The following is a 19,050-nucleotide window of genomic DNA, read 5'->3' on the forward strand; positions in this document are numbered from 1 at the left end:
TAGGTCTATTTTTTGCTCTCTATAAATTATACAGTGTATGTCCCGAACGACGGTCGCTCTCGACAAGTCGACGAAAGACCGTCTGTGTACCCTCAAACGCGGCGGCGAGAGTTACGACGACCTGCTGAATTGCATTCTCGACCACGTCGAGCGAACCGCCTCTGGCGAGGTGGTCGTTGACTAACACGTAATCCCGTTCCAGTGCTCGCTCGCTGTGACCTGACGAAGCGAGCACAAGCGGGACGGTGTGGACGACGAGCCTGCGGGCAGCGGGCTTCCGAGCCATGCACTCCAAGACAATGACCCGGACAAATCACGATACGGACTCCGACCCTAGAAATCTGTCGAGCCAAGACAGCACGGCGCATAGCTCCGCCAACGGGCTGACTGCACAGACTGAACCCCGGACAGTCCTCAGCAGTCGGATAACAGCAGCCGGACTAGACGTAGAGCGGTTCGTACCGCTATGCGACGGGACGAAAAAGAGTCGCGTTGACCATACAAACTCCGCACATCAATACCCGGCTGACGAACTCGACGGCAACTACGGGGTGATGGCTGGTGACGGGCTTGTTATCGTGGACATTGACGATTACAGTGGTAACCAGGGTGTCCCAGACTCCATCGAGGCGCTACCCGCGACGTTCACAGTTGAAACCCCACACGGAGGCGAGCACAGGTACTACGCAGTCAACGACATAGTCAGCAACAATCAGTCTGAGTGGGGCGAAATTCGCGCTGCCAAACAGTACGTCGTCGGTCCCGGTTCTGAACTCGATGCCTGTTCGAAATCGTGGCACGACTGTTCAGCCGACGACGCTGGACGCTATGCGGTCCTTGACGACAGGCCACTCGCACATATCTCTCCATCGGCACTGCCAGAGCGACCCACGCAGCAAACGAATCCTCCGACCACGGTATCGACCGACTCATCGGATGTGGCGTGTCTTGATGACATAGCCGCACCGTTCGGGAAACTCGAGACACGACTGCGGGCGTTCCTCGGGGATGACCGTCGCCAAGCACTCTGGGAGGGGCGATACTCTGACGCAGGCTATGACGACCGCTCGCAGGCTGAAGCCGAACTCGCGTATCATCTCGGCTGGTTCTTCGAGAGCAACGCCGAGGTCGTCAGCAAACTGCTGACGCTCGCCTGTGAACAGTACCCGACGACGGACTGGAACGAACCCCGGAAATGGCGCGTGCGTGATGACGATGCCTATCGCGTGAGCACATGCGAACTGCCTGACTACGACGACACCTACACTCCGCCATGGTCAGGTCGTGGCCCGCGACCCGAAGTGAGTCAGGTAACGTCGGATAAGGTTCTCGCTGCTACGTTTGAATTGTACCCTGCGACAGTCGATGAAATTGCTAACTACGAAGAAGTGGATGTATGCCGAGAGCAGACGCGGAAGGCGCTCGAAGAACTACGTGACCACGAGATACTCGCACGAGAGAAGGATACGATGCAGCCGGGGAAGCCATACGTCTACTACCCGACGTTTGAGGAGGAGCTAAACAATATCTAACCTACCCCCACACTGTGGATAATGTCTTGGATGGTGTGTTAATTGAGAAACACGAATGTCAGGGAGGCGCGGTGCGTCAAAGACCCCGCGGTTCTTCCGTCGCTCCAATGTGACGCTAATAATTCATCTCACACCTTGCTATCTGAATCCCCTTTGAGATACATATTTATTCTCTGGTTCTATTGTTGGGTACAGTGGCCCGTCATGCAGTCTCCAATCGAGCAAACCCGAGAGATGCTGGAGGAAATGGAGGCGGATAATACTCTCCATGGGAAGTCACTGGACGTAGTCGACACTGTCTGGCTTTCCTCTGAAATCGGAAGTATAATTCCAAAAACTATCGCTGCCTGCTCAGTCTATGTTGCCTCTCGCTTCCCAGACGTAGATGCTGAAATCGCACAAACCGAGATAGCCTCCGTCGCTGACCTCTCGACGGCTACAATTGAATCGAACTGGGAGACAATATACGAAATCTATACTGGGGACTCAATTCCTGACGGGCGTAGCCTGGATCTTGAACAGACGGGAACCGCTAGCGGTTCTGACCAAGGTGAAAGTTGGCGACGAAAAGTTTTGAGAGAAGAATTTCCCGAACCTGACAAAGACAGTAACGAGGACGAGAACAGTTAGCAGCCCGTGATATTGGTAATCGAAGTGTCCGTCTTGTTGCTCCCGCTTCTCGTGCGAGTCTCTTCAGTCAACGATGAGAGACAGTCATGTATCAATCCGATTCGTCGGATTCGAGGTCTTCTGCATCGACTTCGCCAGCGAGGAATCGCTCCCCGAGGTCTGTAACCCGGTAGTTCGAAGCATCAACCCGTTGTAACAGTCCTGCGTCCGTTAGTCTCCGACACCGCCGAGAGAGGTATTCCTGCGTGTAATCGATATTTGCAGCGATGACGCTGGGAGAGGCGACTATATATTTCTCGTGTAGAAACTCGAGTACTCGTTCGTCAGCCTGTGTCATCCAGTCAACCCGTGGTCGCATTTAGTATCTGAAATACAGGGTTTGACTGTTTCAGAGGGTGTCAAGACGTGGTTGTAGACATTAGAATTTAGTTCTAATACCACAATTTCTTGTGGTTAATGCTAAGTTGATGGAGATGTTCTGCTGAGGTAATGGACTTGGGCCGGCGCGTACTCGAACAGCAGGAGCCACTGTACGCTGAGGAAGAGGATATGTACGAGGACGAGGTCGCCCGGCTCGAATCGTTACCGACTGCGTTCGAGGAAGACGAGTGGACGCATGAGGATTTGGAATGGATAATTGAATGGAAGGTTCGGGTGTTCACGAAGCCGACGCTGAAACACCTCGATAAAAATGAGGACGAGGAGATTCGAGCGCGAATTAACGAGGCAGTTCACGAGTCGAGCATCAGGCGGAAAGTCGAGGCGCTCACATCTCTCACCGGTATTGGTGTCCCGGTAGCCTCAGCAATCCTCCTGTTCATCAACCCTGACCGGTTCACTGTTATCGACGAACGGGCATGGAACGTCCTACAGGAAACAGGATACCTCGCACAAGAGCTTTCAGACGACCCTACTGTTGACGAATACTTGCTGTATCTCGGTGCGTGTTGGACGCTCGCCAACGAGTACGACGTGAGTCTCCGAACGCTCGACAGGGCGCTATGGGTGCTCGATATCCAGAAGGACAAGAACTCCAGCGATTAAATACTGTCAGGAGAAATAATACAACGTATGGATGACCCCGAACGGCCCGAGCGTCCCGGCCCCGACGCTGATGCCGCCGAGATAGCGGAGTGGATGGAGGAGGATTTCGGGCGAGCCGTGGCCGAGGGGGTAGCAAACGCTGGTGAGGGGGAGGACTCCGACGACGAGCACGAGGTCATAGAGGTCGAGATACTCAATCACGAACGGGGTGAGGTCGTCGGGACGGTAGACACGAACGGGAACCTCGACACGGAGAGCGACGCATTACGCGAGGTTTCGCAGGAATATCTTGAGGAGGGCGTTCCCGTGCTCGTCCCCACAACCTACGAGAACGAAGACGGTGAGACGGTTCACGCGGATGCAGAGGTGATGGTCGAACCGGGAACCACGGGATTCGTACGGGCTTTCATCGACGAACTCCCGAACCCGTTCGACTGCGACTCTGAGGTGCTTAGTGACCTGCCCGTTCACGACGAAGCGTAACGAGGTAGCAACTTGTCAGAGGACGCCGTTCCGAAAATCCAAGTTCGTGAGAAACAGAAAATTGCGCTTTCAGAACGCAACCTATTCTACAGGTAGTCCGTCGTCTCGTGTGAGATGCACCGGCGTTAGAAAAGCCATCTGACTAATTTTCGTTTGCTTCGACGTCTTGCCGCATTTCTTCAAGATTCCACGAATACGAACCTGTACCAGTCGGTATCTGATAGAGAGCGACTCCAGAGCCGCCTTGCTTGATTTCACCGCGAGATTGAATTCCGCTTGAGAGCCCATCCGAAGCGTGTGCCAAGTCGTAGAACCTCTCATCTGTCTCAATTCGACTCCGAAACCACACGTCCTGCATATCTAATGTCCCCTCGGCTACGTCAAGGGTAACAACTACCCACTTACTTCCTTCTTCCAGACGGCCGCCTTCCTTTCGGCTTTTCCGGATGTCTTCAGGAATTTCCTCGGGCGCTTGGTCTGCTTTGATGTTATACTCCAGCACAACATCAGGTTCCGATTCGCCAGCACAGCCAGCAATAACCACAGCTGAGCCTGCTGAAACCGCTCGTATGAACTTCCTCCGTTGCATATCGGTTAGTAGTGATATGTGTTCAAATAATTCTACTGGGATGACTGTCAGTGCGTCAGAAGAGGCTAAAAATTGGGAAGATATGTTGAACCGCGTTAGATTCCGGTGTGAGTGATGTGCCTGTGTGACACCTCAGAGCGAACTCTATCGAGCTTTTGATTACAACTGTCCTCTCTCAGAAGGCAGTAGACGTAATTCTCTGACGTCCGTTCACTTCTCTCCCGAAATGTATGGATAGAAAGCTGGCCTCGGCACTCATAGGGCTCGTCATCAACGGGGAGTCACCCCGGCTCGGCCCTGTGGGTCGTCGTCATCGGCCGCCGGATGATACCGCCGCCGCCGACAAGACGGTTACTCATCGGGGCCACACAGTAGAACAAACGCTAAACCCACGCGGGTCAACCAGTCGTACATGAACAGACGACGCTTTCTCACGCTTTCCGGGGTGGGTGTCGTCGGCGCAGTAGCAGGCTGCAGTAGCGAGGCGGACAGCGCCGAATCCGTTGACAGCCACCCGGCGGCCGCCGACCTCGACGCCCAGCCCCGCCGCGGCGAACTGGGCGGCCACGTCATTCTGGCGTTCGAAGACCCCTCTTGTCCCACGTGTCGCCGCTTCCACGAGGACACGCTGCCGGACATTCGGAAGAACATCGTGGACGCAGGCAAAGGCGCGTACGTCGTCCGGACCTACCCTGTCATCTATCCTTGGGGTGAGCCAGCGACGCAGGCGCTGGAGTCGACGTTCGCCCGTGACAGCGAGGCGTACTGGTCGCTGTTCGATCACTACTTCGCCGAGCAGTCGTCGTTCGACCCGGACAACGTTCTGGACCGGACAGCGACGTTTCTCACCGAGGAGACGGCGGTAGACGGCGAGGCGGTCGCACGTGACGCGCGGGAGCGGACACACGACGACGCTGTACAGGCTGATATCCAGGCGGCCGAGGACGCCGGACTGGGTGAGACGACGCCGATTATTCTGCTGTTCGAGGACGGCGAGTTCGTGACGAAAGTCAACGGAAGCGTCAGCTACGACCTCATCGCGGAGGCGCTGGGAGAGCGTGACGGATGAGCATCGCACGTGGGCTCCGACTGCCGACGACGCGCGGCGACTGGCGACTCATGGGTCGGACGGTCAGGCTCGTGCTCACGCTGCCGGTCTATGCGGCGGTCGCGGTGATTGCCGTAGTCGTCTCACTGACGCTGTTCGTCGTCTCGCTGAACGTCCCGCTGGTGCTTGACCTCGTGGTCGGTGGGTCGCTCCCGCTTGCCAGCCGACTGCGCGTGCTCGCTGAACTGTACCCGTTCATCGGCACATCGTTCAACCCTGCACAGGGAATCCTGCTACTCGTCGTCGCTGTCCTCACCGGCGTCGACATCGGTCTGGTGACGTACCACTTCCGCGAACACGGTCTCGACCTCCAGCAAGGCGGTGCGGGCGTCGCGGGCGTTGTCCTTGGAACGCTCGGCGCGGGCTGTGCAGCCTGTGGGTCGGCGGTGCTGCTGGGGCTGCTGTCACTGCTCGGCGTCTCGACCTCGCTGTTGTTTCTACCGCTTGACGGGCTGGAATTCGCGTTGCTTGCGCTCGTGGTGTTGACTCTCTCCATTTACTGGCTCGCCGAGGGGATGCGTGGCGGTGAGATCAATGGGTGTCCGGTCGACTTCTGACTCTGTCGGTGGCGGGTCTTCGTTTCGCCACGGTCACGTAGTCCCAGCCGTTCCAGCGGGAGAAAACGTATAGTGTCGTCAGCCAAACACTCGTGTCGAGAAGGTATGCCCGAGACGGAGACCCAGGTGACGGCCTCGATGGAGTCCCCCACCGAGTACGAACACCTCCAGCGAAAGCGGAAAGAAACGGCCGACACGGTCGAACTGGCCGAGGTCGTCGACGTGTGGGTCGGCGAGAGCAAACTCGTCTGTCGGTTTCAGTTCGACTGGGCGACCGAGACGATACAGCGGCGCTACGACCTTGACAGCGACCGCGACATCGCCAAGGTCGAGCGGCTCTGTGAAGCGACCGGCCTGCAGTTCGAGCAGGCCAGTCATCTCGAGGGATCACTGGTCGAACTCGAATACACCGGCTCCCAGTGGCTCCCGCGGCCGGAGGCCGCCTACACCGATGGCGAGGGATCGGCGGCCGAGACGTTCCGTGCGGAGTGGCGGTTGCTGGTAAATGAACTGGCGCAGTCGCCCGCGTTCGTCCGGCGGGGCATCGAACGCGTCCGGGGGCTATCGACGACGCAACTGATTATCGGCGTCATCCTCGTCAAGAAAGTCGCCATCATTGCCCTGCTGGCTCACCTCTTGCTGTAGCCGTGCTGCCTGTTGGACGACAGCGCGAGAGCCAGTACCCGGCACGTCTCAGTCGCTCATCGCGGACTCGGTGCCAGCCGGCGCATCCACACCGTCGGTTCCGCTGGTCTCGAACTGTGAGAGTTCGTCGTTGAGCGTGTCGGCGTCGTCAGCGAACCGCTCCACCGAGTCGACCATCCCGGCAACGGTCTGGCCCTGCTGATCCACCGTCGTCGCCATCTCACGGGCGTCGGTCGCGGTTTCCCCGGCGATATCGTTAATGTCGTCGATTATCCGCACGACTTCCTGTGCGCTGGTCGCCTGCTGGTCGGTCGCCCGGTCGATCTCCTGAATGCCGCCGTTGACATCGACAGTGGCGTCGACCACGTCTTCGAGCGTCGTAATCGTCTCGGAGATAGTGTTGCTGCCGCGGTCGACAGCGTCTTCCATCGTCTCCATGGCGTCGACGGACGTGCCGACCTGTGATCGCAGCGAGCCGATGAGGTCCTCCACGTCGCCGGTGGCGGCCTGTGTCTCGGTCGCAAGCTGTTTGATTTCGTCCGCGACGACGGCAAAGCCCGAGCCCGCCTGGCCGGCACGGGCGGCTTCGATGGAGGCGTTCAGGGCCAGCATATTCGTTTCCTCGGCGATACCGTCGATGACTTCGACGATCTCGGCCATGTCTTCGGCGATATCGTCGAGTTGCTTGACCTCGCTCGCGGCGCTCGTCGAGTAGTGTCGGATCTCGTCGACGGCGCTCTGGGCTTCCGACGAGGACCGCTGGGCGTCTCGGCCGAGGTCCGCGGCAGTGTTGCTCTGATCGGCGATTTCGGCGACGGACGACGCCATCTCCTCGACGGTCGCCGAGAGGTCACTGAGTTCGCTCGCCGCGTCGTCTAGCTGCTGGCGCTGGGTTTCTGCCCCGTCTGCGATGTCGGATGCTGTGTCGGCCACGGACTGTGTCTCGTCACGGACCTGCTGGCCGTCGGTCAATACGGTTTCACTCCCAGTGGCGATACGTGTCGAGGTCGACTGGCCGCTGCCGATGGCTGTCTCCAAGGCAGCCAGCGTCTCGTTAATCGCCGTCCCGACAGCCGCCATGGCGTCACTGATGCTGTCAGTATCGACGCGGGCAGTCAGATCGCCGGCGGCTGCGTCGTCGAGTGCTGTTCGGTACTGTGTCGCTTTCAGTTCGAGGTGGCTGCTCAGCGCCTCCATCTCGCTGCGCTCAGACTCCGCGGTTTCACGGGCCTCCTCGGCTGCTTCGCGCGCTTCCTCGGCGCGTTCCTGTGCTTCGTTTGCCTCCTGGATGGTCTGGCCGAGCGAGGTCGCGGCCCGTTCGAGTTTCGTGTACGCGTCTCCGACCTCGTCGATCCGGTCGACGCCGAAGTCGATGTCGTACTGGCCGTTGTCGACTGCCGTCGCCTTTCGGTTGATCTCGATTATTGCGCGATACATCTCACAGTAGCCCAGAAAACCGGTCACGGCGACGACGAACCCGATGAACACCGCAGCGGCTGTCACGGAGGAAAACAGCACGATCGCTAGCGCTGGTGCGCCCACAATCGACATTGCTGCCAGCAGGAAGACACGGGCGCTGAACGTCCGACGGAGCGGCGTCGGCAGGTACGGTTCGATCGTCATCGGCACAGTGCCGACCGCAAGCATGAGTCGGCCAAGCGGGCCCGTCGAATCATCCGTCGTCGTCATCGAAATCGCCCCGGCGCTGCTGTCAAATAGATAACGGAACGGGGTCGTATGAGGTGCATGTGAAAAATTCACACCGGCGTTTAAAAAATCGCACCCCCAGAGTATCAGCGGTGAATCTTACAGTATCAGTTCGTTGTCGTAATTTCGACGACGTCGCGGTGATCGAGTTCGGTGTCAGCACCGATCTGTCGCTCAGTGCGCACGTCATGCGCGTGGAGGAACCCCTCGCCGATGTCGGTGTGCAAGAAGTATGCGAAGTCCTCGGCGGTCGACCCATCGGGGAGGACAAAACAGTCCTGCAGGAAGGTCCCGTCCTCCTGTGGCTTGCGAGCGCCGGGGAACACCGCGATAGCCTCCAGTTCCTCGAACAGCGCGGTTTCGAGGGCCTGCTGGACGCCCGTGCCGCCGAACTCCGTAACGAAGTCCCGGATCTGCTCCAGCCCCGCAGCCTTCTCTTCGGGCAGGTCCGCCGTCACGGTGAAGTCCTCGTCGCCCGGTCGGTAGTCAAGCACGCCCTGCTCGTTGCCGTTTTTCAGCGCCTTCTCAGCATGGGCCGAGACGGGCACGAACGTGAGGTGTTCGTACTCCGGGTCCTCAGTGACGGTCTCCCAGTTCGCCTGTGCTTCCGGGGTATCCATCTTGTTCGCCGCGATGAGCATCGGCTTGGTCCGGATGCGGATCTCCCGGGCGAGTGCCTCCCTGTCCTCGTCGTCCCAGGCGTCGGGGTCGAGTTCCAGGTCCAGCGCGAGCACGACCTGTTTGATCTCGTCGGCGTTGATCTTGAACGCCGACATCTGCTCGGCAAGGTCGTCTTCGATGGCCTTGTCCTCGCCGTGGTAGCCCGAGCGGTAGCGCTCGATGCCCTTCTCGAGGATGTCGAGATACCACATGTCCAGTTCGTCTTCGAGGAAGTCGATGTCCTCGCGCGGGTCGTGGTCCTCGGTGGGTTCGCCCTCCAGGTCCGTTTCGCCGGTGAAGTCGACGACGTGGACGAGCACGTCGGCTTCGTTAAGATCCGTGAGGAACTGGTTCCCCAGCCCTTTCCCCTCGTGTGCGCCGGGGACGAGGCCGGCCACGTCGACGAGCTTGGTCGGGACGAACCGGACACCCTCTGTACAGTAGCCGTGATTCGGCGTGCAGGTGTGGTCGAACTCCGGGGCCGCACAGTCGACGCGGACGTACGCTTCGCCCATCGAGGGATCGATTGTGGTGAACGGGTACGCGCCCTCCGGCACATCGTTCATCGTCGCCGCATTGAAAAACGTAGACTTGCCGACAGAGGGCTTGCCGACGAGTCCGATCTTGTAGCTCATTGCACCGACGAAGCGGTTTCAGCGGCTTAAACGCTGTTACACGAGCTACGAGAGCGTGTGAGTCACACACGCGGTTGAATTCCGGATGGCGTTTACAGTCGTCGCTCGTAGACGTTCACCGGATGTTGCTGTCCACCGACCTCGGTCGTCCGCTCGCCGACCGTCTCGAAGTGGGAGCGGTAGAACGCGTTGCCGACCTCGTTCTCGGCCAGCACTTCGTCGCGAATCTTCCGCACCGAAAGTTCGTGCAGGTGCTGTTCGCCCCGATGGAGCAGCTCCGTCCCGATCCCTTCGCCCCAGTAGTCCGGATGGACGTACAGGTCGAGGTCGCCGAAGCCGGTCGCGTCCGTCATCCCACAGCTCATGTACGCTACTACGTCATCGTCGGCTGTAGAGACGAACAGGCCGACTTCTTCAAGTTCGATCATCTGCTCCAACAGCGGCGGCGCATACCCCTCCTTGAGGAGACTGTTCACCGTCTCTTTCCCGAGGATATCGTCGTATACCGCGTGCCACGCGGCTCTGGCGACCCGGCGGATATCCGCGATGTCGACCGATTCGGCCGGTCGGATGGCTGTCTGGAACGACATGTGTGAACAGTTAACGCGGAAGAGTATAGAAGTGTGCCATGGTTGACAGCCTGCCGGTTCGCTTGTATTCTGCTCCCCGAGAGAATAGGACAACTCTTATGTACACTTCTGTACGTTAGTGTTCAGTAATGGACGACAGTGAGGAGATAGCACCAGCGGTTCAATCGATTCTCGACGCGGCGCGGGAGCGCGGTGGCAGCGGAGACCGGGTATCGGTGACGCCCCGCTCGCTGCCCGATGCCTTCGACGCGGCGGCGGTCGACGGGCGGACGCCGGTCGTCGCCGAAATCAAGCCGACGAGTCCGACCGCAGACGGCGAGCGGACCGACGACCCGGTCGCCCTCGCCCGACAGATGGTCGAGGGCGGTGCGGCGGCACTCTCGGTGCTGACGGAGCCGGATCACTTCGGCGGGTCGGCGGCGACACTCGAAGCTGTGCGGGACGCTGTCGACGTGCCCGTCCTGCGGAAGGACTTCATCCTTCACGAGGCACAGCTGGATGTCGTCGAAGCGGACGTGATACTGCTCATCGTCCGCTTTCTCGAAGCCGACGGGACCGACGACCTCGCTGATCTCCTCACGGCCGCGCGCGAGCGTGGTTTCCAAGTCCTCGTCGAGACTCACACCGCGGCGGAGGTCGAGAAAGCGCTCGCCGCTGACGCAGACATCATCGGCGTCAACAACCGCGACCTCGGCGAGCTGGCGGTCGACCTCGGTACGTTCGAAGCCGTCGCGCCAGACGTTCCAGAGGGCGTCACACTCATTGCTGAAAGTGGTATACAGACAGCGGACGACGTCACGCGGATGCGCGACGCCGGTGCGGACGCCCTGCTGATCGGCTCGGCGATCATGGACCACGACGCGGCGACGGACGTGGAAGCGAACACGCGGCGACTGACACGCGCGAACACTGATGCAGCTGAGACAACAACTACAGACACATGAGTACTGACGACGCACACGACCCCAAGTTCGGCGAGTACGGTGGACAGTACGTGCCAGAGGCGCTGATGCCAGCTATCGAAGAGCTGACCGACGCCTACCAGCGGTACGTGCTCGAAAACGAGGATGGCTTCATGGACGAGTTCCGGGAGCGGCTCGCCGACTTTGGCGGCCGACCAACGCCGCTCCAGTACGCGGACCAGCTCTCGGCCCGGTACGACACGGACGTGTACCTCAAGCGCGAGGACCTGCTCCACGGCGGCGCACACAAGCTCAACAACGCGCTCGGGCAGGTCTTGCTGGCGAAGTACATGGGCAAGGAGCGGATTATTGCCGAGACTGGAGCCGGACAGCACGGCACGGCGACGGCGATGGCGGCAGCTCACTTAGACATGCCCTGTGAGATCTACATGGGCGAGACCGACATCGCGCGACAGCGCCCCAACGTCTTCCGGATGAAAATAAACGGCTCGGAGGTCGTCCCCGTGACCGTTGGCCGGGGCACGCTCAAGGAAGCGATCTCTGAGACGATGCGCGAGTGGGCGACTACCGTCGAGAACACCCACTACGTCATCGGAAGCATTGTCGGTCCGCACCCGTTCCCGAAGATGGTGCGTGACTTTCAGGCAGTCATCTCCGAGGAGGCCCGCGAACAGGCAATCGAAAAGACTGGTGGGCTGCCAGATACCGTGCTGGCGTGTGCCGGCGGCGGCTCGAACACGATGGGGACGTTCGCGCACTTCATCGAGGACACTGGCGTCGACCTCTACGCCGTCGAGGCCGGCGGCTCCTCGCTGCAGGTCGATGAGGAGGAAGGCGTGGCACCGAACTCCGCCACCCTTTCGACCGGCGATGAGGGTGTTCTTCACGGCGCGCGCACGAAGCTCCTGCAGGACTCCGACGGCCAGATCATGGAATCCCACTCCGTTTCGTCGGGGCTGGACTACGCCGGTGTCGGCCCGGAACTCGCCCACCTCGTCGACGAGGACCGGGTTACGCCGGTCAACGTCGATGACGACGCCGCGCTGGAGGCGTTCCACCGCCTCTCTCAAGACGAGGGTATCATCCCGGCCCTGGAGACAGCCCATGCCTTCGGCTATCTCGAAGAGCACCACGACGAAGTCGGTGACTCCGTTGTCATCAACGTCTCCGGCCGCGGCGACAAGGACCTCGAAATAGCCATCGAGGAGACCAGCAAGCGGGACCTCGATATCGCGCCTGACATGTCTATCTTCGATAGCGTGGGGCGAAGCCCCACGTCACAGTCGAGCGGCGATGAGCCGCGAGACAGCGTCGGCGGGGGTGGCCTCTGATGGGACTCGAACGCGCGTTCGCCGACGAGCCCGCTTTCGTCCCGTACCTCGCGGCCGGCGATCCGAACTACGAGGCGTCACTAGAATACGTCGAGGCGCTGGCCCGCGGCGGCGCGGATGCCATCGAACTCGGCCTGCCGTTTTCCGAGCCGATTGCGGAGGGTAAGACCATCCAGAACGCCATCGTCCGCTCGCTGGAAGCCGGAATGACGCCCGACCGCTTCTTCGAGTTCGTCGAGGACCTCGACGTGGACGTGCCGCTGGTGTGTATGACCTACTACAATCTCATCTATCAGTATGGCGGGGGCGAAGGTCCGCGACCGTTCGTCGAGAAGGCCGCCGCGGTCGGCATTGAGGGTCTCGTCGTCCCGGACCTGCCCGGAGAGGAGGCCGGCCCGCTCCGGACGGCCTGTGACGAGTTCGGCCTCGATCTGGTGTTCATTGTCGCGCCGACGACGAAGGGCGACCGGCTCGAACGGATGCTTGAACAGGTGTCTGGCTACGTGTACGTGCAGGCGCGTCTGGGTGTCACCGGCGCACGAGAGGACGTGGACGACGCCACCGAGGAGTCGTTGGCCCGGCTCTCGGACTGGGACGTGCCCAAGGCTGTCGGGTTCGGCATCAAGACAGGCGACCACGCCGAGCGCATCGTGTCTGCCGGCGCTGACGGCGTCATCGTCGGCTCTGCACTGGTCGATATCGTCGCTGAGGGCCACGAGAACGGCGATTCGACCGATACTGTGGCCGACCGCCTCGAAACGAAGGCTCGTGAACTCAAAGACGGCGCGCTCCGGGGGGCGTCAGAACGACCGCAACCGGAACGCACATAATCGTACTTGCCACACTGTCTCATAACATGACTGCAGGAAAACGCGCACGACTCGAACGCATCGGGACAGACGACACATACGTCATCATCCCGATGGACCACGGCATCACAATGGGGGCTGTAAAGGGCCTCAAAGACATCGAATCGACTATCGACGCGGTCACCAGCGGCGGCGCGGACGCCGTCCTCACCCAGCGAGGTATCGCCGGGCGCGTCCATCCGAACAAGAACGACGCGGGCTATATCACGCATCTCAATGGCTCTACTACTATCGGACCGGACGAGCAGGACAAGCGGACCACGGGGACGGTGGAAGACGCCATCCGCGCCGGAGCCGACGCTGTCTCGTTCCACATCAACGTCGGCAGTCAGTACGAACCCGAACAGATCGAAGAGCTCTCCGAACTGACGACTGAAGCCAGCCAGTACGGCCTGCCGGTGCTGGCGATGGCTTACGCCCGCGGCCCCGACATCGACGCCGAGAACGAGGACTACAACCAGTCCGTCGGCCACGCCGTCCGACTGGCGGAGGAACTGGGCGCGGACATCGTCAAGACCGGCTACACCGGCTCCGCCGAAACGTTCCAGCACGTCGTCGAGTCCACGTCGCTGCCGGTGGTCATCGCCGGCGGCTCGAAAGGGACTGACGAGGATACCGTCCGGATGGTCCGCGGGACGATGGACGCCGGAGCCTCTGGCGTTTCGATGGGCCGCTCTATTTTCCAGCACGACGAACCGGAGAAGATCGCTCGTGCTGTCTCCGCTGTCGTCCACGACGATGCGACCACCGAGGAGGCGCTCCGCGAGGCCGGGCTGGCCGTCGAGGCCTAAAAGCCAAACAGCGACCGCATTCTCTCGCCGAGACCGTTAGCTTCGTCTCTGTCGCTGGCATCCGCGTCGCTCTCGCGGGGAGCGTTCGACGGCGAGTCACTGGATCCCTGTTCCGAGCCATCGGAATCTCGTGACGCACCGGCGTCTCGCTCTGCCTCGTCGGCATCCTGCTCCGGCCCGTCGACCAGTGCTGATTCGCTTTCCACCAGATCAGTCCCGTCGATTATTGACGTGGTTTCGGCTTCGTCTTCGGCGTCCGCCTCCGAAGTGGCTGGCTTACCGAGATCGGTCGATTCGGCTACGTCCTCCGCTGGCGGCTCGCCCGCCCTGTCCTGCTTGGCTGGTGCTGGACCGGTCGGATCGCTGTTGTCCCTGATTGCGTCCGATGGGTGGACCGTCTTGCCGCCGTCCGTCGTCCCGGGGATGTGCCGCTGTGGTGGCTGTTCCGCTGGCCGGGTCGTCAGTTCTGGGTCGTCCGAGTCGGGTGGCTTCCCCGAACCGGCCGCATCTGCCGTGGTGTCGGTCGACGCCTTCTCCGTATCGACGAGCTGCTCCGAAATCCGCTCGTAGGCGATCGCGGCACCGCTGTTGGGCGCGTTCCGGACGACGGGCGTACCACTGTCCTGGGAATGCGGGACGGCGTCGTCCTCCGGGACGTGGCCGAGCAGTTCGACGTCGAGGAACTCCGCGATTTCATCGGCACCCGGCGACGCTCCCGTCCCGGATTTCGTGAGGATGAGGCCCCGAACCGGCGCTCCGACCCGCTCTGCGAGTTCTTTGGTGTTCGAAACGTTCCGTATCGATGCCACGCGCGGCGTCGAAATGAGCAACACGTCGTCGGCGAGCTTGAGCGGCTGAATCGTCTCATCGCTCAGTCCCGCCGGGGTGTCCAACAGGACGATGTCGTGGTGCCACCGGAGGGTTTCGACGATGCCGGGTAGCCGGTCGAGATCGGTGTTCGCGTACCCTTCGAGCGTGGTCCCGCTCGGCACGATTGACAGGTCAGCGTCAGTCTCATACATCGCCTCTGTGACTGCCGCCTCGCCGGCGAGTACGTCGTGAAACGTCGCGTCCTCGTCGGTGTCGATGTCGACATCGAGAAAGTCGACGAGGTTCGCCATCGCGAGGTCCATCTCCACGACGACGGTCGAGTATCCGGCCTTCGCCAGCAGTGTGCCGAGGTTGATGCTGGACGTCGTCTTTCCGATCCCCCCTTTCGCCCCGGCGATTGTGTAGATGTGGTTAGTAACCATCCGTAGCTGGACCGTATTATGTGGCTACTTTATTAGTAAAGCTCATTGATAAGTCTGCTGGCCAACATTTAATTGCGATAACTTGGAATAAATAACAAGTGTTGTATTCCCCAAATTCTAATTTCAGGAAATACGGCTAATATCGTCTGCTGTGGGCGTATGATTTCCTCGTACGCCACTCGACAGGCCGACCCGGGTTCCGCCACGTTCAAGCCCCGCCGTTGCGGACGTGGGCGTATGACTCGAAGCGTTTGGCTCAAAGCCGACAGCGAGGTCGGCGACTGGGAGACACGGAAACGCCGGATAACCGCCGGTATCGAGGCCGGCGTCGACTGGGTACTGGTCGACGAGGAAGACGTCGACCGCGTCTCGGAACTCGGGCAGATAAACATCGCCGCGTTCACCAACGGCGATGTCCACGTGATGGAGGCCGAGGCGGAGGACTCAAAAGCTGATGCAACCATCGTCGGGAAAGACGGCGAGGGCGACGGGACGGTCGATCTCCCCTCCGACTTCTCCGGCTCCGCTGACCTCTCGACGCTCCGACAGAACGGGACCGCCCCCGACGGCGGCTACGTGCGCATCTTCGACGAGGACTACGAGGCCTTCGCCGAGGCGGTCGCCGCCGAAGCCGACTTCACCATCGTCATCGGTGAGAACTGGCAGATCATTCCGCTCGAAAACCTCATTGCCCGCGTCGGCGAGGAAACGGACCTCATCGCCGGCGTCCGGACCGCCGAGGACGCCCGGACGGCCTACGAGACGCTGGAACTGGGGGCCGACGGCGTCCTGCTGGACACCGACGACGTCGACGAAATCCGCAAGACTGTCGAGGTCCGCGACGAGATGGGTCGGGAGTCGCTCGATCTGGAGTACGCCGAGGTCACCGCTATCGAGCAGACCGGCTCCGCTGACCGCGTCTGTATCGACACGGGCAGCCTGATGGAACACGACGAGGGGATGCTCGTCGGCTCGATGGCTCGCGGTCTGTTCTTCGTCCACGCGGAGACGGCAGAATCCCCCTACGTCGCGTCCCGACCGTTCCGGGTCAACGCTGGGGCCGTCCACGCCTACGTCCGCACGCCCGACGGCGGGACGAAGTACCTCTCGGAACTCCAGTCCGGCGACGAGGTCCAGATAGTCGACGCGAACGGTCGGACCCGCGAGGCCATCGTCGGCCGCGCGAAAATCGAGAAGCGCCCGATGTTCCGCGTGCAGGCGGAAACTACGGACGGCGACCGCATCGAAACGCTGCTCCAGAACGCTGAGACGATCAAGGTCCATACCCAGGACGGTCGAACTGCCGTCACGGACCTCGAACCCGGCGACGAGATCCTTATCCACCACGAGGACACGGCGACGCACTTCGGCGAGCGGATCGAAGAGAGCATCATCGAAAAGTAAGCCGACCTCGTTCGAGGCTGACCGCAGCCTGCAGGTTATTGTTGGTCCGCCTCGACCGGTTCCAGTTGCGTCGTACACCAGTGACAGAAGTCGATGTCTTCGTCGAGTTCCTTGCCGCAGTTCGGACACGTCGTGCCGGCTTCGACCTCCTGGGCCTGATTCTCGTTGACCGCGACCCAGTAGGCGTCGACGACGTTGAGCGTCGTAATCACGACTGAACCGATCGTCACCTCGGTGGGTCTGGACTGATACGACGACGAGATAGCATCTAGGCTTAGCTGGGTGACAGGGTCGATAGCGCCAGTGGCGACGAACACCACCGACAGCATGAACAGTAACCCGAGCCACAGCAGTCCCCGCACCCACTTTCGGAGGTAGAAGTGTCCCAACCCAGGGAAGATGAACGCAAGCACCACGGCCAGTAACGGCCGCTTGCGTCCTTTGTCAGTCATACTCGGCGAATCTATCTCGCATACTCCTATATCTTCCGAAGGATCACTGTCCGGACGAAAGCCCCGCAGCGGGCGGCTACCGAGTCAGCCGTCGTTCTGTAGCTGTCCGACCAGGGTCCGGAGCGTCGCGAGGTCGTACTGACCCGGAGCGGTCGCGTCAGCGGGGTCGACCGGTGCGTAGCCGATGCGGGAGCCGTACAACGGGGCGACGGCTCTGGAGTGGCGACCGGCCGCACCCATACACATCGTGGCGACCTGTTCGCCGTCGGCGGTCAGTTCGCGGGTCGCGCCGAGCATCGCCAGTACGTCGTCCGGCGACTGGGCTGTGCTGGCCATCTTCCCCACGTCTCCGCGATCACAGGCCCGCTCGAGCCGGCTCACGATCGCGTCACGGTCGGGCGTCGACTCGAAGTTATGCGTCGAGACGACGACGGACGCTCCGTGGTCGCGGGCAACGTCGGCAACGCGGCCAGCGTCGTGGTCGCCGGCTCCCTCCAGCGCTGCGAGTTCGAGATCGACAGCGGTCACGGCGTCGTGTTTGAGCGCGGTTTCGAGCGCGTCGAGGCGACCCGCGGTGTCGGCGGCCTCGCCCCCTTCCCACGTCGGCCGGTTGGTGACGAGTATCGGGAGGTCGCCGTCGTAGTCGTCCAGTTGTGCCAGCGGCTCGTCGGCGAAATCCATCCGTAGTTCCAGCCCGTCAGCATCAGCGCGGGCGGCTGGTTCCACCCCGAGGTCGTCGGTGGCGGCGAGCAGGGTGAACGACTCGAAGTTCATAGGTCGGCTTCGACGGAGCCGCACAAAAAGCCGCGCTTACTCGACTGGCTCGTGGACGGCCCGGAAGCCATCATCGGTCGCGGTAACAGCATCGACCGCGTAGAACTGTATCCGTTGTTCCTGTTTCGTGTTGACGGCGAAGTCGTACTGCTCGGCCTCGTAGCCCGGTTCTTTGCCGTCGGCGCGCCGGTGCTCCACCCATGAGCGGTGGTCAGCAAGGCGCTCCCGAGCGATGGTCCGGGAGCGCTCCGGGGCGGTGGCAACCCGGTCTTCCAGGGCCGACAGGAGGTCCGGGTCGCGGTCCACACCCACCGAGTTCCGGCCGGCGACCATCGCCGCCAGCGTCGTCGTCCCGGTCCCGAGGAACGGGTCGAGTACGGTGTCGCCGTACACCGAGAACATCGAGATGAGCCGATAGGGCACCGTCAGTGGAAAGGCTCCCGAGCGGTCCCGAAGCCCGTCGTCGAGGTTCTGGGTCTCGCCGGGGAGTTCCCAGAGGTCGGAGAACCACTCGTTGCGCTCCTCCCAGAAATAGGCGCTCTCGTAGCGACGGTCCGCGCCCGGTTCGAGGCGGCGGCGCTCCCCGTTTCGGAACACGAGGATGTGTTCGTGTTCGAGCGTCGGATAGGCGTTTGGCGGCACCATCCCAGATCCCATGAACTTCGCGCCGCTGTTGGTTGGCTTACGCCAGAGGATATCAGGCAGCGCGCGAAGTCCGTGGTCGGTCAGCCGGTCGGTTATTTCGGCGTGGTTTGGATAGGAGCGGAAGCCGTCCTCCAGGGACCGCGTCGCGTCCCCGACGTTGATACAGGCAATGCCACCGGGAACCAGCACGCGCTCTATCTCGGCCCACACTGCATCGAGTACCTCGTGCATCAGTGTGAACGCCCGGTCGCCGTCTCCGTCATCCAGCGCCGCTCCGATGGCGGGGTCCAGCTCGGTGAAGATGTCGTCCCACATTTCGATCATCGGGTACGGGGGGGACGTGACTACCAGTTCGACGCTGTCGTCAGGACACTCAAGTGTGCGGGCGTCACCGGTTCGAACCCGGTGTGTCGTCTCCATACCGGTCC

22 protein-coding genes are annotated in these 19,050 nt (G+C 61.4%); 13 read left to right on the forward strand and 9 right to left on the reverse strand.

Annotated elements, in window-relative coordinates; translation table 11 throughout:
- Window positions 1-37 precede the first annotated feature (37 nt).
- The 3 genes from C443_RS21515 (at window position 38) to C443_RS16250 (ending at window position 2,162) form a co-directional block, all read left to right on the forward strand.
- Window positions 38-184, forward strand: coding sequence for a DUF7557 family protein (locus tag C443_RS21515; protein ID WP_160163360.1), 147 nt, complete (start codon window positions 38-40; stop codon window positions 182-184).
- Between the two features lie 115 nt (window positions 185-299).
- Complete coding sequence (locus C443_RS16245) at window positions 300-1,532, forward strand: bifunctional DNA primase/polymerase (protein ID WP_160163361.1); 1,233 nt, start codon at window positions 300-302, stop codon at window positions 1,530-1,532.
- Window positions 1,533-1,736: 204 nt separating this feature from the next.
- Window positions 1,737-2,162 carry a hypothetical protein gene (locus C443_RS16250; protein ID WP_005537728.1) on the forward strand — a complete coding sequence of 142 codons (426 nt, stop codon included), beginning with the start codon at window positions 1,737-1,739 and terminating at the stop codon, window positions 2,160-2,162.
- Between the two features lie 91 nt (window positions 2,163-2,253).
- On the opposite strand, the gene C443_RS16255 is transcribed toward C443_RS16250, so the two are convergent.
- Entirely contained in the window at window positions 2,254-2,520 is a 267-nt protein-coding gene (locus tag C443_RS16255; protein ID WP_005537729.1) for a MarR family transcriptional regulator, read from the reverse strand.
- A gap of 131 nt (window positions 2,521-2,651) precedes the next feature.
- Here C443_RS16255 and C443_RS16260 point away from each other — a divergent pair, with 131 nt between their 5' ends.
- Window positions 2,652-3,206: a hypothetical protein gene (locus C443_RS16260; RefSeq protein WP_005537730.1), complete on the forward strand. Its 555-nt coding sequence runs from the start codon at window positions 2,652-2,654 to the stop codon at window positions 3,204-3,206.
- Window positions 3,207-3,233: 27 nt separating this feature from the next.
- Window positions 3,234-3,689, forward strand: coding sequence for a hypothetical protein (locus tag C443_RS16265; protein WP_005537731.1), 456 nt, complete (start codon window positions 3,234-3,236; stop codon window positions 3,687-3,689).
- A 142-nt stretch (window positions 3,690-3,831) separates the two neighbouring features.
- Here C443_RS16265 and C443_RS16270 read toward each other — a convergent pair whose 3' ends face one another.
- Window positions 3,832-4,278: a hypothetical protein gene (locus C443_RS16270; protein ID WP_005537732.1), complete on the reverse strand. Its 447-nt coding sequence runs from the start codon at window positions 4,276-4,278 to the stop codon at window positions 3,832-3,834.
- Window positions 4,279-4,690: 412 nt separating this feature from the next.
- On the opposite strand from C443_RS16270, the gene C443_RS16275 reads away from it, so the two are divergent.
- The 3 genes from C443_RS16275 (at window position 4,691) to C443_RS16285 (ending at window position 6,588) form a co-directional block, all read left to right on the forward strand.
- Window positions 4,691-5,347 carry a DsbA family protein gene (locus C443_RS16275; RefSeq protein ID WP_005537733.1) on the forward strand — a complete coding sequence of 219 codons (657 nt, stop codon included), beginning with the start codon at window positions 4,691-4,693 and terminating at the stop codon, window positions 5,345-5,347.
- The gene (locus C443_RS16280; RefSeq protein WP_005537734.1) at window positions 5,344-5,943 is read left to right on the forward strand and encodes a hypothetical protein; all 600 of its coding nucleotides are present in this window, start codon (window positions 5,344-5,346) and stop codon (window positions 5,941-5,943) included. The genes C443_RS16275 and C443_RS16280 overlap by 4 nt, the downstream gene beginning before the upstream one ends.
- 105 nt (window positions 5,944-6,048) lie before the next feature.
- Window positions 6,049-6,588, forward strand: coding sequence for a hypothetical protein (locus C443_RS16285; protein WP_005537735.1), 540 nt, complete (start codon window positions 6,049-6,051; stop codon window positions 6,586-6,588).
- 48 nt (window positions 6,589-6,636) lie between these two features.
- Here C443_RS16285 and C443_RS16290 read toward each other — a convergent pair whose 3' ends face one another.
- From C443_RS16290 to C443_RS16300, 3 genes are all read right to left on the reverse strand, one after another.
- Complete coding sequence (locus C443_RS16290) at window positions 6,637-8,277, reverse strand: methyl-accepting chemotaxis protein (RefSeq protein ID WP_005537736.1); 1,641 nt, start codon at window positions 8,275-8,277, stop codon at window positions 6,637-6,639.
- 125 nt (window positions 8,278-8,402) lie between these two features.
- Window positions 8,403-9,590: a redox-regulated ATPase YchF gene (locus C443_RS16295; RefSeq protein ID WP_005537737.1), complete on the reverse strand. Its 1,188-nt coding sequence runs from the start codon at window positions 9,588-9,590 to the stop codon at window positions 8,403-8,405.
- 92 nt (window positions 9,591-9,682) lie between these two features.
- The gene (locus C443_RS16300; RefSeq protein WP_005537738.1) at window positions 9,683-10,180 is read right to left on the reverse strand and encodes a GNAT family N-acetyltransferase; all 498 of its coding nucleotides are present in this window, start codon (window positions 10,178-10,180) and stop codon (window positions 9,683-9,685) included.
- Between the two features lie 128 nt (window positions 10,181-10,308).
- On the opposite strand from C443_RS16300, the gene trpC reads away from it, so the two are divergent.
- From trpC to C443_RS16320, 4 genes are read left to right on the forward strand one after another with little or no spacing between them, the layout of a single operon-like run.
- Window positions 10,309-11,124, forward strand: coding sequence for an indole-3-glycerol phosphate synthase (trpC, locus tag C443_RS16305; RefSeq protein WP_005537739.1), 816 nt, complete (start codon window positions 10,309-10,311; stop codon window positions 11,122-11,124).
- Entirely contained in the window at window positions 11,121-12,434 is a 1,314-nt protein-coding gene (trpB, locus tag C443_RS16310) for a tryptophan synthase subunit beta (RefSeq protein ID WP_005537740.1), read from the forward strand. Before trpC ends, trpB begins: the two co-directional genes overlap by 4 nt.
- Window positions 12,434-13,264: a tryptophan synthase subunit alpha gene (gene trpA / locus C443_RS16315; RefSeq protein ID WP_005537741.1), complete on the forward strand. Its 831-nt coding sequence runs from the start codon at window positions 12,434-12,436 to the stop codon at window positions 13,262-13,264. Before trpB ends, trpA begins: the two co-directional genes overlap by 1 nt.
- Before the next feature lie 26 nt (window positions 13,265-13,290).
- The gene (locus C443_RS16320) at window positions 13,291-14,094 is read left to right on the forward strand and encodes a 2-amino-3,7-dideoxy-D-threo-hept-6-ulosonate synthase (protein ID WP_005537742.1); all 804 of its coding nucleotides are present in this window, start codon (window positions 13,291-13,293) and stop codon (window positions 14,092-14,094) included.
- Here C443_RS16320 and C443_RS16325 read toward each other — a convergent pair.
- Window positions 14,091-15,347, reverse strand: a complete 1,257-nt coding sequence (locus C443_RS16325) for a P-loop NTPase (protein WP_005537743.1) — start codon at window positions 15,345-15,347, stop codon at window positions 14,091-14,093. The two genes, C443_RS16320 and C443_RS16325, sit on opposite strands and share 4 nt — an antisense overlap.
- Before the next feature lie 237 nt (window positions 15,348-15,584).
- Here C443_RS16325 and C443_RS16330 point away from each other — a divergent pair, with 237 nt between their 5' ends.
- The gene (locus C443_RS16330) at window positions 15,585-16,751 is read left to right on the forward strand and encodes a 3-dehydroquinate synthase II (RefSeq protein ID WP_005537744.1); all 1,167 of its coding nucleotides are present in this window, start codon (window positions 15,585-15,587) and stop codon (window positions 16,749-16,751) included.
- Window positions 16,752-16,786: 35 nt separating this feature from the next.
- Here C443_RS16330 and C443_RS16335 read toward each other — a convergent pair whose 3' ends face one another.
- The 3 genes from C443_RS16335 to C443_RS16345 form a co-directional block, all read right to left on the reverse strand.
- On the reverse strand, window positions 16,787-17,203 hold the full coding sequence (locus C443_RS16335; RefSeq protein WP_005537745.1) for a DUF6677 family protein: 417 nt from the start codon (window positions 17,201-17,203) through the stop codon (window positions 16,787-16,789).
- An 84-nt stretch (window positions 17,204-17,287) separates the two neighbouring features.
- A complete protein-coding gene (locus C443_RS16340) occupies window positions 17,288-17,977 on the reverse strand; it encodes a type I 3-dehydroquinate dehydratase (protein WP_005537746.1) in 690 nt (229 codons plus the stop codon).
- A 36-nt stretch (window positions 17,978-18,013) separates the two neighbouring features.
- The gene (locus C443_RS16345) at window positions 18,014-19,042 is read right to left on the reverse strand and encodes a DNA-methyltransferase (protein ID WP_005537747.1); all 1,029 of its coding nucleotides are present in this window, start codon (window positions 19,040-19,042) and stop codon (window positions 18,014-18,016) included.
- Window positions 19,043-19,050: the final 8 nt, after the last annotated feature.

The organism is Haloarcula argentinensis DSM 12282 (assembly GCA_000336895.1).
GTDB classification, from domain to species: Archaea; Halobacteriota; Halobacteria; order Halobacteriales; family Haloarculaceae; genus Haloarcula; species Haloarcula argentinensis.

Excerpts from the sequence above, each read along its gene's own strand:
- C443_RS21515 (WP_160163360.1), top strand. The coding sequence starts at position 38 with ATGTCCCGAACGACGGTCGCTCTCGACAAGTCGACGAAAGACCGTCTG.
- C443_RS16245 (WP_160163361.1), top strand. The coding sequence starts at position 300 with ATGACCCGGACAAATCACGATACGGACTCCGACCCTAGAAATCTGTCG.
- C443_RS16250 (WP_005537728.1), top strand. The coding sequence starts at position 1,737 with ATGCAGTCTCCAATCGAGCAAACCCGAGAGATGCTGGAGGAAATGGAG.
- C443_RS16255 (WP_005537729.1), bottom strand. The coding sequence starts at position 2,520 with ATGCGACCACGGGTTGACTGGATGACACAGGCTGACGAACGAGTACTC.
- C443_RS16260 (WP_005537730.1), top strand. The coding sequence starts at position 2,652 with ATGGACTTGGGCCGGCGCGTACTCGAACAGCAGGAGCCACTGTACGCT.
- C443_RS16265 (WP_005537731.1), top strand. The coding sequence starts at position 3,234 with ATGGATGACCCCGAACGGCCCGAGCGTCCCGGCCCCGACGCTGATGCC.
- C443_RS16270 (WP_005537732.1), bottom strand. The coding sequence starts at position 4,278 with ATGCAACGGAGGAAGTTCATACGAGCGGTTTCAGCAGGCTCAGCTGTG.
- C443_RS16275 (WP_005537733.1), top strand. The coding sequence starts at position 4,691 with ATGAACAGACGACGCTTTCTCACGCTTTCCGGGGTGGGTGTCGTCGGC.
- C443_RS16280 (WP_005537734.1), top strand. The coding sequence starts at position 5,344 with ATGAGCATCGCACGTGGGCTCCGACTGCCGACGACGCGCGGCGACTGG.
- C443_RS16285 (WP_005537735.1), top strand. The coding sequence starts at position 6,049 with ATGCCCGAGACGGAGACCCAGGTGACGGCCTCGATGGAGTCCCCCACC.
- C443_RS16290 (WP_005537736.1), bottom strand. The coding sequence starts at position 8,277 with ATGACGACGACGGATGATTCGACGGGCCCGCTTGGCCGACTCATGCTT.
- C443_RS16295 (WP_005537737.1), bottom strand. The coding sequence starts at position 9,590 with ATGAGCTACAAGATCGGACTCGTCGGCAAGCCCTCTGTCGGCAAGTCT.
- C443_RS16300 (WP_005537738.1), bottom strand. The coding sequence starts at position 10,180 with ATGTCGTTCCAGACAGCCATCCGACCGGCCGAATCGGTCGACATCGCG.
- trpC (WP_005537739.1), top strand. The coding sequence starts at position 10,309 with ATGGACGACAGTGAGGAGATAGCACCAGCGGTTCAATCGATTCTCGAC.
- trpB (WP_005537740.1), top strand. The coding sequence starts at position 11,121 with ATGAGTACTGACGACGCACACGACCCCAAGTTCGGCGAGTACGGTGGA.
- trpA (WP_005537741.1), top strand. The coding sequence starts at position 12,434 with ATGGGACTCGAACGCGCGTTCGCCGACGAGCCCGCTTTCGTCCCGTAC.
- C443_RS16320 (WP_005537742.1), top strand. The coding sequence starts at position 13,291 with ATGACTGCAGGAAAACGCGCACGACTCGAACGCATCGGGACAGACGAC.
- C443_RS16325 (WP_005537743.1), bottom strand. The coding sequence starts at position 15,347 with ATGGTTACTAACCACATCTACACAATCGCCGGGGCGAAAGGGGGGATC.
- C443_RS16330 (WP_005537744.1), top strand. The coding sequence starts at position 15,585 with ATGACTCGAAGCGTTTGGCTCAAAGCCGACAGCGAGGTCGGCGACTGG.
- C443_RS16335 (WP_005537745.1), bottom strand. The coding sequence starts at position 17,203 with ATGACTGACAAAGGACGCAAGCGGCCGTTACTGGCCGTGGTGCTTGCG.
- C443_RS16340 (WP_005537746.1), bottom strand. The coding sequence starts at position 17,977 with ATGAACTTCGAGTCGTTCACCCTGCTCGCCGCCACCGACGACCTCGGG.
- C443_RS16345 (WP_005537747.1), bottom strand. The coding sequence starts at position 19,042 with ATGGAGACGACACACCGGGTTCGAACCGGTGACGCCCGCACACTTGAG.